General features: G+C 38.7%; 16 protein-coding genes. 14 read left to right on the top strand and 2 right to left on the bottom strand.

Features of this window, described 5'->3' with window-relative positions; translation table 11 throughout:
* Together JZO85_RS09950 and JZO85_RS09945 are read left to right on the top strand one after the other, a co-directional pair.
* Complete coding sequence (locus JZO85_RS09950) at window positions 1–1,755, top strand: glycoside hydrolase family 2 protein (RefSeq protein WP_207108367.1); 1,755 nt, start codon at window positions 1–3, stop codon at window positions 1,753–1,755.
* A gap of 289 nt (window positions 1,756–2,044) precedes the next feature.
* A complete protein-coding gene (locus JZO85_RS09945; RefSeq protein ID WP_207108366.1) occupies window positions 2,045–2,368 on the top strand; it encodes a transposase in 324 nt (107 codons plus the stop codon).
* Here the strand turns inward: JZO85_RS09945 and JZO85_RS09940 are convergent.
* Window positions 2,356–3,120, bottom strand: a complete 765-nt coding sequence (locus JZO85_RS09940; RefSeq protein WP_207108365.1) for a DeoR/GlpR family DNA-binding transcription regulator — start codon at window positions 3,118–3,120, stop codon at window positions 2,356–2,358. The genes JZO85_RS09945 and JZO85_RS09940 overlap by 13 nt on opposite strands.
* 223 nt (window positions 3,121–3,343) lie before the next feature.
* Between JZO85_RS09940 and ulaG the strand changes: the two genes are divergently transcribed.
* Genes ulaG through JZO85_RS09905 form a run of 7 tightly spaced genes read left to right on the top strand, consistent with a single transcriptional unit; the run spans window position 3,344 to window position 8,955 of the window.
* Window positions 3,344–4,411, top strand: coding sequence for an L-ascorbate 6-phosphate lactonase (ulaG, locus tag JZO85_RS09935; RefSeq protein WP_207108364.1), 1,068 nt, complete (start codon window positions 3,344–3,346; stop codon window positions 4,409–4,411).
* A gap of 16 nt (window positions 4,412–4,427) precedes the next feature.
* On the top strand, window positions 4,428–4,883 hold the full coding sequence (locus JZO85_RS09930; protein WP_207108363.1) for a PTS sugar transporter subunit IIA: 456 nt from the start codon (window positions 4,428–4,430) through the stop codon (window positions 4,881–4,883).
* Between the two features lie 12 nt (window positions 4,884–4,895).
* Complete coding sequence (gene ulaA / locus JZO85_RS09925; protein ID WP_207108362.1) at window positions 4,896–6,386, top strand: PTS ascorbate transporter subunit IIC; 1,491 nt, start codon at window positions 4,896–4,898, stop codon at window positions 6,384–6,386.
* 44 nt (window positions 6,387–6,430) lie between these two features.
* Window positions 6,431–6,730, top strand: coding sequence for a PTS sugar transporter subunit IIB (locus JZO85_RS09920; protein WP_207108361.1), 300 nt, complete (start codon window positions 6,431–6,433; stop codon window positions 6,728–6,730).
* Between the two features lie 14 nt (window positions 6,731–6,744).
* Window positions 6,745–7,386 carry a 3-keto-L-gulonate-6-phosphate decarboxylase UlaD gene (locus tag JZO85_RS09915; protein WP_207108360.1) on the top strand — a complete coding sequence of 214 codons (642 nt, stop codon included), beginning with the start codon at window positions 6,745–6,747 and terminating at the stop codon, window positions 7,384–7,386.
* Window positions 7,387–7,388: 2 nt separating this feature from the next.
* Complete coding sequence (locus JZO85_RS09910) at window positions 7,389–8,252, top strand: L-ribulose-5-phosphate 3-epimerase (RefSeq protein ID WP_207108359.1); 864 nt, start codon at window positions 7,389–7,391, stop codon at window positions 8,250–8,252.
* Window positions 8,239–8,955 (top strand): L-ribulose-5-phosphate 4-epimerase, encoded by a 717-nt coding sequence (locus JZO85_RS09905; protein WP_207108461.1) that lies wholly within the window; start codon window positions 8,239–8,241, stop codon window positions 8,953–8,955. Before JZO85_RS09910 ends, JZO85_RS09905 begins: the two co-directional genes overlap by 14 nt.
* Before the next feature lie 35 nt (window positions 8,956–8,990).
* Here JZO85_RS09905 and thyA read toward each other — a convergent pair whose 3' ends face one another.
* On the bottom strand, window positions 8,991–9,866 hold the full coding sequence (gene thyA / locus JZO85_RS09900) for a thymidylate synthase (RefSeq protein WP_207108358.1): 876 nt from the start codon (window positions 9,864–9,866) through the stop codon (window positions 8,991–8,993).
* Window positions 9,867–10,104: 238 nt separating this feature from the next.
* Between thyA and JZO85_RS09895 the strand changes: the two genes are divergently transcribed.
* The 5 genes from JZO85_RS09895 (at window position 10,105) to JZO85_RS09875 (ending at window position 14,789) form a co-directional block, all read left to right on the top strand.
* Window positions 10,105–11,139, top strand: coding sequence for a 2-hydroxyacid dehydrogenase (locus JZO85_RS09895; protein ID WP_207108357.1), 1,035 nt, complete (start codon window positions 10,105–10,107; stop codon window positions 11,137–11,139).
* A gap of 266 nt (window positions 11,140–11,405) precedes the next feature.
* Window positions 11,406–12,581 (top strand): iron-containing alcohol dehydrogenase, encoded by a 1,176-nt coding sequence (locus JZO85_RS09890; RefSeq protein WP_207108356.1) that lies wholly within the window; start codon window positions 11,406–11,408, stop codon window positions 12,579–12,581.
* Window positions 12,582–12,601: 20 nt separating this feature from the next.
* On the top strand, window positions 12,602–13,258 hold the full coding sequence (locus JZO85_RS09885; protein ID WP_207108355.1) for an L-fuculose-phosphate aldolase: 657 nt from the start codon (window positions 12,602–12,604) through the stop codon (window positions 13,256–13,258).
* 70 nt (window positions 13,259–13,328) lie between these two features.
* Window positions 13,329–14,270 (top strand): sugar-binding transcriptional regulator, encoded by a 942-nt coding sequence (locus JZO85_RS09880; RefSeq protein WP_207108354.1) that lies wholly within the window; start codon window positions 13,329–13,331, stop codon window positions 14,268–14,270.
* A gap of 51 nt (window positions 14,271–14,321) precedes the next feature.
* Complete coding sequence (locus tag JZO85_RS09875) at window positions 14,322–14,789, top strand: PTS sugar transporter subunit IIA (protein WP_207108353.1); 468 nt, start codon at window positions 14,322–14,324, stop codon at window positions 14,787–14,789.
* Window positions 14,790–14,799 lie beyond the last annotated feature (10 nt).

The raw sequence follows: 14,799 nt of genomic DNA, 5'->3' as shown, positions 1-14,799 counted from the left end.
ATGGCACAATTAATCAAGCACCCTAACCCTCAATTTAGAAGGACTAGTTGGACTGACTTGAATGGCACTTGGGATTTTCGTTTTGATTTATTGAGGGAAGGTTTGTTACAGGAGTGGAACAAGGGATTCAAGCCTACTCATAAGATTGAAGTGCCCTTTGTTTATCAAAGTGAACGCAGTGGTATTCATGAGACAACGTTTTGTCCAGTCGTTTGGTATCAGCGGACACTGAACAAAAAGGCTGTAAATGATCAAAGAAATATTATCCATTTTGAAGCGGTAGATTATAGGACGACAGTTTGGGTCAACGGTGCTTATGTTGGAAAACATGTTGGTGGAAATAGTCGATTTTCATTTGATCTCACCTCTTTCCTAACAGAAGAAGAGAATCTCCTAGTTTTACGAGTGGAGGATTCGCTTGAAGATATGACGATTCCTCGTGGAAAACAATATTGGAAAGAAACAGCGGAAGTGATGTGGTTCACGCAAATGACTGGTATCTGGCGCGATGTTTGGCTGGAGGATAAGAATCTGTATTCTGTTGAAACGATCCGTTTGACCCCTGATATTGACAAAAAGGAAGTTGAAGTAGAACTTCACTTTAGCGAAGAAGCTGCACTATCAGATTCGTTCACCTTAACACTCGAACTCACACTAGATGATCGAATTATTGCCAAGGAATCTCATTGGGCGCGTGGTAAGTATTTGAAATTCTGTGTTGGTATTGACGATTTTAATGATCATGGGCTTGGAAACTGGTGGTCTCCCGAACACCCCAACTTGTACGATCTAAAGCTTGAACTCGACGTTGATAATCAGTTAGTGGATACTGTTTACAGTTATTTCGGTATGCGAAAAATCAGTATCGAGAACAATAAGTTTTGTCTGAATAATCGTCCTTACTTTTTTTCATCAGTGCTGGATCAAGGATATTTTCCTGATTCCATATTGACTGCCCCATCCTTAGAGGCTTTGGAAAATGACATACAGTGGATCAAAAAACTAGGTTTCAATGGCGTTCGAAAACACATGATGAGTAGTGAAAACAACTATTTGTACCTCTGTGATTATTATGGATTATTAGTCTGGAGCGAGATGGCGGCGGCCTATGATTACTCAGAGGAATACGCCTATCAAATGGTCGATGAATGGAAGGTGGTTCTTCAGCAAGGCTATAACCATCCCTGTATTGCTGCATGGGTTCCATTGAATGAAAGTTGGGGAGTTCCTGATATCTATCATTCAAAAAAGCAGCAGGCTCATGCTCAAACCTTGTACTATTTAACCAAGTCAGTCGATGATACTCGTCCAGTCATTTCAAATGATGGCTGGGAGCATTGTCAATCTGATCTGTTCACAGTACATGACTATTCCAGTGACGAAATCTCCTTAGCAGAAAGATACAGTAGTGTCGACAAAATTATTGCTGATATGCCAGGATTATGCGGCCGAAAATTTCTGTTCTGTCCAGGATATAAGTATGAAGGACAGCCAGTAATGTGTACAGAAATGGGTGGAATCAACTATCGCTTAGGACTAGGGATGAACGTTGAACCAAACGTATCAAACGAAGAAGATTTCGTCGAGGAAATTAGAAAAGTGATCAATATATATAAACAAAGTCCGATAATAGAAGGTTTTTGCTACACACAATTAACCGATACAGAAACAGAAATCTGCGGACTCCTTACTTGGGATCGTGAACCAAAGGCATCTGCTGAAAAACTAAATGCTATATTTAGTCCCGATCAATAAATATGCTATGTAGACTGATCATCATTTTTTGATGGTCAGTTTTTTTAAATTCAAAACATTTTTTGACGAAAGGAGTCACAGGAACAATAATGTTTTGTTTAAAAGAGAATACACCAAATGCATATGCGACACTTTAAATAACTTTCTAAATGAAAAGAATTTATTGGAGTCATATTTTCCTTAAAACAGTGATTCAAACTTTTAGGGAAAAACAATTTCGGTGCTAATTAGTTATCACTTTTGCATTCAAATGATGTTTCTCATCTAAAACAACTAGAGCTCATCGGTAGTGAATCCAACGCTAGAATACTTTAAAGCCAAACAGCGTGCACTGCTTTCAGCACCAGAAACCAGATCAATCTACGCCCAATGCAAAATTGATGTAGAATCAACTTTCGGTCATCTGAAGGCTTGCTTAAATTGGACACGCTTGTCTGTTCGAGGAATAGACAAAGGAAGAAACGAAGTAGGAATCACCTTATTGGCAGTCAATTTCAAGAAACTATCCCTTAGTCAGCAATACAAGAAAAGAAAGCTGATCAAAAATGGAAAAACAGGAGACAAAATCGCATCAGTGATTTTGTCTCCTGTTTTTTCTATTTATTCGATTTGAATGACTTTTACACCAGTATTTCTGATCTCGTTTAAGACTTTTTCGGAACAAAATTGATCAGTAATTAGATAATCAAAAACCGAAATATCAGCAATTTTAAATTTCGATGTTAAACCAATTTTGCGATGATCGGCAACTAAAATCTTACATTTAAATGTTTGATTAATCATCATTTCATTAATGGTTGATTCATTCAATATTTTTGTAGTCACGCCGCTCTCAATGTTTACTCCGCTGCAGCCGATGATACAAATATCCGCATTCATGGAAGAAATAGTGTTTAAAGCAATATCACCAACTAAGGCCTCCTTCGGGAAGCGCATTTCCCCGCCAGTCAGAATATAGTTACAATTTTCTTTATGAGGAGAATAATTGATTTTGACATTGTTAGTAACAATTGTCAGATGATTGGAGCGAACGAATTCAAGCGTTTTCAAAGCAGTAGAGCTTGAATTAATGAATACGGTGTCATAATCATTGATGTATTTACTAGCTTCACGTGCGATGGCCTGTTTTAGTCTTTCTGGTCCGGATTGATCAAAGTCCGTCTTATTTTCATAATTATAGGAGCAATAGCCATAATTACGAATAATCTCATTTTTTTCTTCTAATAAGTTTAAATCTCTACGGATCGTACTGATTGAAACGTTTAAAGCCTCAGCCAACTCGAGAGCCGTCATCTGTTCTTTTTGCTGGAGCAGTTCCAAAATGTCCCTTTGGCGCTTGTCGATATTGACCAGTGAATTCTTCATTATGTTACCTCCTATATGATGCTCTTTCTAGATAAATGATTTTCCTGAAGCGAAACATTCATTTAAAACTCTTTGACTAATCATATTATACTAAGAAAATCATTAAGATCGCAAAGAAGATCATATAAAAAGTAAAAGGTCATATAAAAGGGTTTTCATAACTCTTGTTACACCTTATGATTTAAATGTAAGTCATATCAAATTTATGTGAGGAGCAATTATAATGAATAAACAAGTCAAGGACGTTACAAAAGAAAGTTGGATTTTATCTACTTTTCCTGAATGGGGCACATATTTGAACGAAGAAATCGAAACAGAAGAAGTAAAAGAAGGAACGTTTGCGATGTGGTGGCTAGGCTGCACTGGGATTTGGCTAAAGAGTCATGAAGGAACTAATATTTTGTGTGATTTATGGTGTGGCACAGGCAAGCGCAGTCATGGAAACGGTATGATGAAAAAAGGTCATCAAATGATGCGCATGAGCGGTGTTCAAAAAATGCAGCCGAATTTACGAACGCAACCATTTGTAATTGATCCTTTTGCAGTCAAAAATGTAGACGCTTTAGTAGTTACTCATATTCACTCGGATCATTTAGATATTAATACTGCTGCAGCTGTGCATCAAAATTGTCCGGACGCGAAATTTGTCGGACCGAAAGAAGTTGTAAATACTTGGTTGAAGTGGGGAATACCTGAAGAAAAAACGATCATCGTTAAGCCTGGTGATGAAGTGAACATCAAAAATATTAAGGTCGTTGCATTGGAAGCCTTTGATCGTACTGCATTAGTTACTTGTGAAGATCCAGAAGTAACATTAAAGGACAAAATGCCGCAAGACATGGATGAGATTGCTGTGAACTATTTATTTGAAACATCCGGTGGCAACCTTTATCACGCAGGTGATTCTCATTATTCTAATATGTTCGCAAAACATGGGAACGAGCATAAAATCGATGTTTGTTTAGGAGCCTATGGTGAAAATCCTCGTGGAATTACCGATAAAGTGACATCGGTTGATATGCTGCGAATGGCTGAATCATTGAATGCCAAAGTAGTCATTCCTGTTCATTATGATATTTGGGCAAACTTCATGGCCGATCCGAAAGAAATCACCGAAATATGGAAATTTAAAAAGGATCGTTTGAAGTATGATTTCAAACCGTATATCTGGCAAGTGGGTGGTAAATTCACTTACCCAACGAATAAAGATGACATGGAGTTCAATTTTTATCGTGGGTTTGATGATGCATTTTCTGTGGATAATGATACACCATTCCCTTCATTCTTATAGAAAAGAGGTAAATAGCATGCTGAAATATTTTTTCGATAATGACTTAGTAAAATATTCCGATAAAAAAATCACTGATTGGAAAGAAGCAATCAGTGAAAGCTGTCAATTACTATTAGATAAACAACTGATTGATCAAACATATGTGGATGAAATCATTCATTGTGTTGAAGAACATGGCCCCTATATCGTTATTGTGCCACAAGTGGCGATGCCTCACTCTTCTGAAGAGAGTAGCGGGGTGTTCGGGACAGCTATCTCATTTACTAAAATGTTGGAACCAATTCAATTTGAGAGTGAAGAAGATAAATCAGCCATTTTGTTCTTTACTTTGGCAGCTAAAAATGCGGAAGAGCATATGGAAAATATCCAAAATTTGTCTGAATTATTGATGACAGAGGGGTTGATAGAACGTTTAGCAGCAACCAATTCAATCGAGGATTATCAAGCGGTGATGAATGAGTACAAGTTATAGGAGGAAAAAATAATGGGTGACTTTTTATTAACTATTTGGACATATTTTGCAACAAACATCTTAACGCAGCCGGCGTATCTGATTGGTTTTATCGTTCTGCTAGGTTATATCTTATTAAAGCGTCCGCTTTATGAATGCATCGCAGGATTTTTAAAAGCAACTGTCGGATACTTCATTTTAACGGTTGGTTCTGGCGGCTTGGTCAATAACTTTCGTCCCATTCTAGTTGGATTAAAAGAACGGTTCAATTTGGATGCGATGGTTACCGATCCTTACTTCGGTCAAAACGCAGTGGATGCTGGGTTGAAGGAAACTTTTGGTCGGACATTCGGTGATGTCATGATTTTATTATTGATCGCTTTTGTTATGAACATTTTATTGGTTCGATTCCAAAAATATACTAAATTACGTTCGGTCTTCACAACCGGAAATGTGCAGATTCAACAATCAGCAACTGCTTTCTGGATTTTATTATTCTGCTTTCCAGATTTAGGAAGAATTCAGGTATTGATCTTTATGGGGTTGATTTTAGGTTGTTATTGGGCAGTTGCATCCAATTTGACGGTAGGAATTACTCAGGAGTTGACGGAAGGAGCCGGTTTTGCCGTTGCCCATCAGCAAATGTTTGGGATTTTCATTTTTGCGAAGTTAGCTGAATGGATGAGAAAGCGTGATAAGAGAAAAAATAAAGCTGAGAAAATTGATAAAAAATTGGAAGATATCGAGCTGCCAGGCTTCTTGTCTATATTTAATGAAAACATGGTAGCGACCTCGTTATTGATGCTTTTCTTCTTTGGAATTATTTTATTGGTATTAGGTCAAGACTATTTAATCCAAGCAGAATTTATGCAAGAGGGGCAAAGTTTCCTATTTTATATTATGACGACTTCATTGAACTTTGCGGTTTATCTAGCTATTTTACAATTAGGTGTTCGGACCTTCGTTGATGAATTAACACAATCCTTCCAAGGAATCTCAAATACGATTTTACCAGGAGCAGTTCCTGGGATCGACGTAGCAGCTACTTTTGGTTTTGGTTCGCCAAACGCTGTAACGATTGGTTTCTTATTCGGTGCTTTAGGTCAATTCTTAATGATTGCTTTGTTGATCTTGTTCAAATCACCAACAATCGTTATTGCCGGTTTTATCCCATTGTTCTTTGACAATGCTGTAATTGCTGTTTTTGCGAATAATCGTGGTGGCTTCAAAGCAGCTTGTATCTTCCCATTTCTTTCCGGGATCATTCAAGTTGGCGGTTCAGCGATCTTCGCAACATGGATCGGCATGTCGAAATTTGGCGGGTATATCGGAATGTTTGATTGGGCAACAGCTTGGCCGCTGTTCACGGTAATTATGAAGGTCCTTGGCTATGTCGGAATCGCAGTGGTTGTTATCGGATTATTAATTATTCCACAATTACAATATCGTAAAAATCCAGATGGTTACTTTATGATTGTAGATGATTATGAGCAATATGCAGAGAAATATCAGGAACAAAACTAGATTTTATTAATAAAACAATACGAAATATTTAGGAGGAAATAATTATGAGAATTTTAGTATCTTGCGCAAACGGATCAGGAACAAGCTTAATGATGATGAGAAGTGTGGAAAAAGCGATGAAAGAATTAAATGTACCAATCACCAAAATTCACCATTGTGCGATTTCAGAGGGAAAAAGTTCAGCAACTCAATATGATGTTGTTTTCACGCCAGTGAATTTCTTAAATATGTTTACTCAAGCAGAGAAAAAGGGAGTAACCGTTATCGGTATCAAAAACGTGATGTCTGCTAAAGAAATTGGTGAAAAATTTGCGGAATCAAAATTGTATCAAAAAACTAAGTAAAAGAGGAAATCAAAATGAGTAGACCAAAATTACAAATTGCTTTGGATCACAATGAGTTAGAAGCTGCATTGGCCGATGTTTTTAAAGTTGGTGAAATCGTCGATATCATTGAAGTTGGAACGATTTTGTGCCTGCAAGAAGGACGAAAAGCCATCAGCTGCATTCGCAGTATGTTTCCTGAAAAAACCATTGTGGCTGATACCAAATGTGCTGATGCCGGCGGAACTGTTGCTAAAAATGTAACAGATGCCGGAGCTGATTTCATGACCGTAATCTGCTGTGCTACAATTCCAACGATGGAAGCAGCCCAAAAAGAAGTAAAGGAATTGCAGGTAGAGCTATATGGCGACTGGACCTATGAGCAAGCTGCTGAATGGCGAAGAATTGGCATCAAGCAGGCAATTTATCATCAAAGTCGCGATGCACTGCTTTCGGGTGAAACATGGGGTGAAAAAGATCTATCGAAAGTTAAAAAACTAATCGAAATGGGATTTGATGTTTCTGTGACGGGTGGTTTGAATGTGGATACCTTGAAATTATTTGAAGGTATCGAAGTCTATAACTTTATTACTGGACGAGGCATTTCAGGAGCTGCTGACCCGGTGAAAGCTGCGAATGACTTCAAAAACGAAATTATTCGTATCTGGGGGGAATAATAGTGGCTCAGATTGGAATCTATGAGAAGGCGCTGCCAAAAGATATTTCTTGGAAAGAGCGTTTTGAATTAGCAAAGGAATTAGGTTTTTCCTTTATTGAAATGTCGATTGATGAGACAGACGAGCGATTAGCTCGTCTGGATTGGTCCAACGAAACAATCAGTCAATTGCGAGATGATATGTTTGAAACCGGTGTTCGAATCAACTCGATTTGTTTAAGCGGCCACCGCCGATTTCCTTTTGGATCTTCGAATAGAGATAAGCAACAAAAGGCAAAAGAAATGATGACGAAGGCTATTCAGTTCGCTCACAAATTAAGTATCAAAGTGATTCAAATAGCAGGTTATGATGTATATTACGAAGAAAAATCGATGCTTTCTAGAGAAGCGTTCATTGAAGGTCTTAAATCAAGTGTGAAAACAGCTTCAGAATACGGGGTTATTCTATCAATTGAAATCATGGATGATCCCTTTATGAACTCGATTACTAAATTTTTGGAAATTAAAAAGCAAATTCATTCGCCCTACTTACAAGTGTATCCTGATTTAGGCAATCTCTCAGCTTGGCCAGAAAACAATCCAGGTGTCGAGCTGGAAAGAGGGATCGACTGCATTACGTCGATTCACCTAAAAGATACTTACCCAGTTACAACTAAATCCGCGGGTCAATTCCGCGATGTTCCTTTTGGACAGGGATGCGTTGATTTCTTAGGGTTATTAAAGAATTTAAAACGTTTAGAATATGATGGAACCTTTTTGATTGAAATGTGGAGTGAAAAAAGTCCTGATTTTAAAAAAGAAATCGAAACAGCCAAAGAATATCTTTATCCGAAGCTGAAGGAGGCGGGTTATGATGTCGTCGCGTGAACAAATCATTGCTGAAATGAAACAGCGAGTATATGAAGCAAATTTAGAACTACCTCAATATGGTTTGGTTAAATTAACTTGGGGAAATGTGAGTGAGATTAATCGTAAGCTAGGCGTGATTGTGATTAAACCAAGTGGCGTAAAATATGAAAAGATGACGGCCGATCAGATGGTGGTCACTGATCTGGTGGGAAATCCGTTAGAAGCAAACAGTATGAATCCATCTTCAGATTTACCAACGCATGTAGTTTTGTACCAGTCGTTCGAACAAATCAAGGCTATCGTGCATACACATTCAACAAATTCTGTGATGTGGGCACAAGCCGGACGTGATTTACCAGCATATGGAACGACGCATGCAGATGCTTTTTATGGAAAGATACCTTGCACACGTCAGTTAACTGAAACTGAAGTGAAAGAAGCCTACGAAAAAAATACGGGGCATGTGATTGTCGAGACCTTTCAAGAAAGAAAGTTAAAAGCAAGTGAAATTCCCGGGGTATTAGTTTATGGACATGGGCCCTTTACTTGGGGAGAAACGCCGGCAAAGGCTGTGGAAAATAGTTTAATTTTGGATGAAATCTGTTTGATGGCTAAGGAAAATGAACAAATCAATCCAGCAATTCACGAGATTCCTCAATATTTATTAGATAAACATTATTACCGTAAACATGGAGCCCATGCTTATTATGGACAAGGATAGAGAAATGCGACCAGTCATTTGACTGATCGCATTTTTTATTCCGCTATTTCATATTTGATAACGCCATTATGTTCATAGTTTTCTAGCTTCACATCTGACAAACGACGTTCAAAGAATGAGCGCTCTTTGCCGTTTTCATCGTATTTATCTGGTAAAACCAATGTTGGTTCGCTGTTTGGAACTGGTTGAGACAGCTGTTCTGTCAATGCATCAATATGGCGGTCGTATACATGCGCGTCGTCGATACACCAGTGCATCGTGCCTAGTTCGAATCCTAACTGATCGGCAATCAGGCGATGCAATACGGCATATTGATAAACGTTGAAGGGATTGCCTAATGCCATGTCAGCAGAGCGTTGCTTAACATGCAGATCAAGGACACCTTTATTGACCTTCCAGTTGGTTGCCCAAACGCAGGGCTCTAAGGTCATTTCGTCTAGATCATCAACATCCCATAGGCTAGTCATGATGCGGCGTGAGCCGGGATTGTTTTGTAATTGATGCAGCACGTACTCAACTTGATTTAGTTTTTCTTCGTGATCGGGCAGCTTACGGCATTTTTTTGCTAATTGGAAGCCGTATGCTTTGCCGATTGTATTGTTTTCATCGACCCATTCGTTCCAAACCTTACAATTGTGTTCCTGCAGCCAAGTCACATCATTGGATAATTCTTGCCAAATCCATTCCAATTCGATCAACGGAGTTTTTTGGAATACGCGTTTAGATTTCAAAATGGGAATGCCGTCTTCAGGTGTAATCTTAAAATTAACGCCTTGGATAAAACGGGTAGGCGCTGGGCTGCCGTCTGCATATTTTGCCCGTACCAAAGCGGGGTCTTGATCGGTACCATTTTCAATGATATCTAGGACAACATCGCGATAAATTTTGTCGAAGCCAGTATATTCAGTCACAAGAATTCTCCTCTTTTTTTGCTTTTGTCTGAGTTTAACATATTCCAGCCGATTCGTGGATTAAAAATTCCTTACATAACTCAGGATATCTTCGAAAGACAAATCCCTACAGTAGTGAAATAAATTTCTAAATGTGAAATAAATTAAAAAACTGTTGACTTTCTGATGAAAGGGCTTTATGCTCGAATCAAGAAATAAATTTCTATTTAAGAAATAAATTTCAAAGGAGGGGGAAACGATGAATATTCTATTTACGGCTGAATATGATGAAGCTCTCATCGAAGAAGTGAAACAGTTAGGTGATGTGCACATTCAAGGATGGGCTAAAGGAATTGGCAAGCTTTCGGAAAAAGAATTGATTCCATTGGTTGATAACGTGGAGGTGATTGTCACTAGCTACGATGACATTACAAAAGCGATCATTGATGCAGCACCTAAGCTGGAACTAATCTTTTGTACTCGTGCAACACCAGTCAATGTTGATGTTGACTATGCACAAGAGAAAGGAATCAAGGTTTTATTCACACCTGGAAGAAATTCTGATTCCACTGCAGAGCTGACAATTGGTCTGATGTTGTCGATTGCTCGAAAAATTCCTTTTGCTTATAAACAGCTCAAAAAAGGAAATTATACCGCGAGTAGTAATAAAGGTAATCGGGCGAAGGAAGGTTTGAAACGAGATGTGGTTTGGGGTGTTGGTCCTCAAAGTCCTTATGTTGTCTTTAAGGGGATAGAGTTGAAGGGTAGAACTCTAGGAATTATCGGGTATGGAAGTATCGGTCGAAGAGTCGCAGCGATTGCTCGAGGATTTGGGATGCGAATACTGGTATTTGATCCATATGTCTCGAACGTCGATGTGGATACGTTAATTACGGAAAAGGTCGGAATCGAAGAATTACTAATAGAATCTGATTTCATCTCAGTTCATTTGAAAGTTTCTAAGGAGACAGAGAATTTTATTAATAAATCCTCTTTTGCAAAGATGAAAGACTCCGCATATTTTATCAATTGCTCAAGAGCAGCAGTAGTGGATGAAGAGGATTTGATTGAGGCGCTGAGGACGAAGCAAATTGCCGGTGCTGGTTTAGATGTTTTTTCGACAGAGCCGATCCCAGAGAGTCATCCATTTATCCAAGAACTAGATAATGTGGTGATTACTCCTCATATCGCTGGGGCAACAACAGATGTATTAACAAACCATACAAAGATGATCATCCAAGAACTAGATCGGTTTAAAAAAGAAGAACCCCTTCTTTATGAGTACAAACAATAGCAAAAATGAAAAGCTAACATAAACACATTCCAAATCAATCTATCGGGGTGTGACAAGATCGTACTGAGAAACTGCAGTTCAACCTGCATAAAACGAATGCTGTGAATGAGAAGCTGGTTGCAGGACTCTTCTAAGGCCTATAAAAACCAAAGAGGAAACACTTCCTTCTCATTTTAACAGCTTAAGCAACATGATGGATAAAAGGCATGACTAAAAACAATAGTGATGTCTTAGAACCTATAAATATATTGTAATAGGAGGAGAACATGAGAAATTTTCAGTATTACAGTCCAACGAAAGTAATCTTTGGTAGGGGACAGTATGGTTGCTTAGGAGAAAATGCTCGCCAGTTCGGTCAACGAGCGTTATTGGTTGAGATCGAAGGTCCGTTGAAAGAGCTAGGAGTCTTTCAGCAAGCAATCGATTCGATGGAAGCAAAAGGCATGACGGTTTTTGAGCTAGGTGGTGTAACGGCGAATCCTCATTTGACAGTGGTTGATGAAGGAATCAAATTGGCCAAAGAAAAAGATGTGGATGTGATTGTAGCTGTTGGCGGAGGCAGTTCGATTGATACTGCAAAGGCGATCAGTTTGGGTGCAGCAAGTGATTCAGATATTTGGGATTATTTTACAGCAAGCAAGCAGGCAACAAAGAAAAAGCCAGTTGTAGCAGTTTCAACGATTGCCGCTTCTGGATCTGAAATGAGTTGCCATTGTATTTTGACGAATGATCGCAGCGCAAATAAAGCGGATTGGAAAAAATGGGCGCTGCATGATGAATTATTATTTCCAGAAATTGCAATCGTGGATGCTGAATTAGTAAAGACTGTTCCTAAGCGACTAACTGCAGCTGGTATGGCGGACATCAATTCTCACGTATTAGAGGGATACTTCGATGATCAAGTAACGAATAATGATTTGGGCGATTATTTGGCTGAAGGTGTTGTTAAGACGATTTTAGAAAATGATAGCGTTTTAGAACAACTGAATGATATTGATGCTCGTGAGAATATAAGCTGGGCGGCGACATTGGCAATGAATGGAATAGCTGATTGCGGACGAGACATGAAGGGATTTCCTTGCCATTGGATTCAGCATGCGGTGGGGGCAATGACCAACTCATCCCACGGTGAAGGTCTCGCTGTAATTGAACCAGCATGGTTGAAAAATGAACTTAGGAAAGATCCAACGAAGTTTATTCGTTTCAATCAAAATGTTCTGCACCTAGAACGTCAAAACAATATGAGCGACGTGGAATATGCTGAAGCAGGTATCAATCTTTTAAGACAAAAATATGATGATTGGGGGTTACCGTCAACGTTAAGAGAGTTGGGTGTGACAAAAGAAATGATTCCGAAGATCATTGAGGAGATTATGAATAACAACGAAGCGTATGAGTTTGATCCAAAAGACATTCAAATAACTTTGGAAAGTTGTTACTAAAAAAGGAGAGCTGAAATTAAATGATGGAAAAAGAAAAGGAACAGATTGTTGAGTATGGAAAGAAATTGATTACAAGCGGATTAACTGCAGGAACGGGCGGAAATATCAGTATTTATAATCCAGTAGAAAAGTTGATGGCCATCAGTCCAAGCGGTATCGATTATTTTGAGACAAAAGTGGAAGATGTCGTGCTCATGGACTTAGATGGAAATATCGTTGAAGGAGATCGGAAACCATCTAGTGAATGGTCGATGCATATGATTTATTATCAAAAACGCGGGGATGAAATCCGAGCGGTAGTGCATTCTCATTCCACGTATAGTACTGTCCTAGCGATTTGTGGGATGGACTTGCCAGCGACAGATTATCAAGTGGCCATTGCTGGTGGAAATAATGTTCGATGTGCGGAATATGCGACTTTTGGCACACCAGAGTTAGCAGAGGTTTCTTTTGAAGCGATGAAGGATCGATATGCATGCTTCTTAGCAAATCATGGATTACTAGCTTGTGGACCATCGATTGAACAAACCTTTGCGATTGCGGAAGAAGTGGAGCGTTTGGCTGGTTTGCATTATATGGCTTGTACGCTAGGGAAGCCACAAGTTTTAGACGATCAAGAGATGGAATTGATGATTGAGAAGTTCAAAACCTATGGACAAGTACAAGTAGTGAGCTAAAAACTCATTTGTAAAACTTCCATGTAAAAGGTAGAATGAATTGAAATTAATTTCATGGGAGGAAATTAAAATGGAGCAAGATCAGTTGGAACTAATGAAGATCGTAACCGAAAAATATTATTATCAGGATATCAATCAAGCGCAGATTGCTACGGAGCTTAATTTATCTAAGCCAACCGTTTCACGTCTCTTGAAACGAGCGAAAAAGGATGGCTATATCAAGGTAGAATTGAATTTTCCTACGACATATCATAAAAGTTTAGGTAATCAGTTGGCTTCAACCTTTAATCTTCGCAAAGCTTTTGTTTATGATACACAATTAACAAATAGGCATTTGATTATTGAAGAGATGTCTAATCAAATTTCTGTTTTTCTTGATGACTTGATTCAGGATAATCAAACGGTTGGATTAGCTTGGGGACGAACATTGCATGAGCTTTCAGAGAATATAAAAGGAAGCAAGAAAAAGGATACGAAAGTAATTCAAATAACCGGTGGTGCTGCACGAAATAGTATGATCACCAATAGTGAAGCAATCGTTCTTAATTTCTCTAGATGCTACGGATCTGAATGGTTCCAACTGCCGGTTCCTGCATTTGTTGATACGAAAGAAATCGCAACAGCGTTGAAAAAAGATCGTCAGATTAAGAATGTGTTGGATAGTTTTGATAACCTAGATGTTGCATTGTTCAGTGTAGGGGAGATTCATAAAAATGCAATCGTCGTCGAAGCAGGTTATTTTGGTGAAGAAGATTTTCTTGATTTGCTGGAAAAAGGTGTCGTCGGTGATATTGTAGGGACTTTTTTAGATGAGGATGGCAAGGTTCTTGATCTGGGGTTGTCACAACGGCATATTGGAATTAGCGCGCAACAATTAAAAGAAGTGGGAAATAAAGTTTGCGTGGCGATTGGTGAGGAGAAAAAAAATGTTTTAAGGGCCGCTTTGCGTGGCGGATATATCGATTATTTATTTACCGATACCGTGACAGCGAAAGAGATGCTAACACAATAGCTTCGTCTCTTTCCAAGAATTGTTGAAAGCGAATACAAAAGGAGGGCGGATATGAGTACAGAGATAGAAGAATTTGTTTCAAATATTTTTGTCACGTTGAATGTAGCAAAAGACAATTTACAGGAGCTCTATCAAGATGTGGGACGTGAGTTGGCTAAAAAGGGTATGGTGGTGTCAGATTACGGTGAACAACTGCAGCATCGTGAAGCTGACTTCCCAACAGGTTTGGTGACTAAATACGGAAATGTGGCGATCCCTCATACAGATGCTAAATACGTCAAGGAATCCTTTGTTTATGCGATCCGCTTAACTGATGAAGTGGTGACTAAAAGGATGGACCAGCCGGAAACCGAGATTACAGTGAACTTGTTCTTTGTGCTGGGTTTTACGAAGAGTGAGGACCAATTGGTGTTATTGACAAAGATGATGCAAGCATTGAATAATGAAAGTATCTCTAATCAATTCCAACAAGTGGATTCTCCAGAGCAGTTCAAAGAAGTCTTAAAAGAACAATTATAAGGGAGGTCGA

It is taken from the genome of Candidatus Enterococcus murrayae (assembly GCF_017315985.1).
Taxonomy (GTDB): domain Bacteria; phylum Bacillota; class Bacilli; order Lactobacillales; family Enterococcaceae; genus Enterococcus_A; species Enterococcus_A murrayae.
The sequence above is the reverse complement of the archived record's forward strand: the minus strand, read 5'-3'. Positions and strand labels throughout refer to the sequence as shown.

Coding starts and splice junctions, on each gene's coding strand:
- JZO85_RS09950 (WP_207108367.1), top strand. CDS start 1: ATGGCACAATTAATCAAGCACCCTAACCCTCAATTTAGAAGGACTAGT.
- JZO85_RS09940 (WP_207108365.1), bottom strand. CDS start 3,120: ATGAAGAATTCACTGGTCAATATCGACAAGCGCCAAAGGGACATTTTG.
- ulaG (WP_207108364.1), top strand. CDS start 3,344: ATGAATAAACAAGTCAAGGACGTTACAAAAGAAAGTTGGATTTTATCT.
- JZO85_RS09930 (WP_207108363.1), top strand. CDS start 4,428: ATGCTGAAATATTTTTTCGATAATGACTTAGTAAAATATTCCGATAAA.
- ulaA (WP_207108362.1), top strand. CDS start 4,896: ATGGGTGACTTTTTATTAACTATTTGGACATATTTTGCAACAAACATC.
- JZO85_RS09920 (WP_207108361.1), top strand. CDS start 6,431: ATGAGAATTTTAGTATCTTGCGCAAACGGATCAGGAACAAGCTTAATG.
- JZO85_RS09915 (WP_207108360.1), top strand. CDS start 6,745: ATGAGTAGACCAAAATTACAAATTGCTTTGGATCACAATGAGTTAGAA.
- JZO85_RS09905 (WP_207108461.1), top strand. CDS start 8,239: ATGTCGTCGCGTGAACAAATCATTGCTGAAATGAAACAGCGAGTATAT.
- JZO85_RS09895 (WP_207108357.1), top strand. CDS start 10,105: ATGAATATTCTATTTACGGCTGAATATGATGAAGCTCTCATCGAAGAA.
- JZO85_RS09890 (WP_207108356.1), top strand. CDS start 11,406: ATGAGAAATTTTCAGTATTACAGTCCAACGAAAGTAATCTTTGGTAGG.
- JZO85_RS09885 (WP_207108355.1), top strand. CDS start 12,602: ATGATGGAAAAAGAAAAGGAACAGATTGTTGAGTATGGAAAGAAATTG.
- JZO85_RS09880 (WP_207108354.1), top strand. CDS start 13,329: ATGGAGCAAGATCAGTTGGAACTAATGAAGATCGTAACCGAAAAATAT.
- JZO85_RS09875 (WP_207108353.1), top strand. CDS start 14,322: ATGAGTACAGAGATAGAAGAATTTGTTTCAAATATTTTTGTCACGTTG.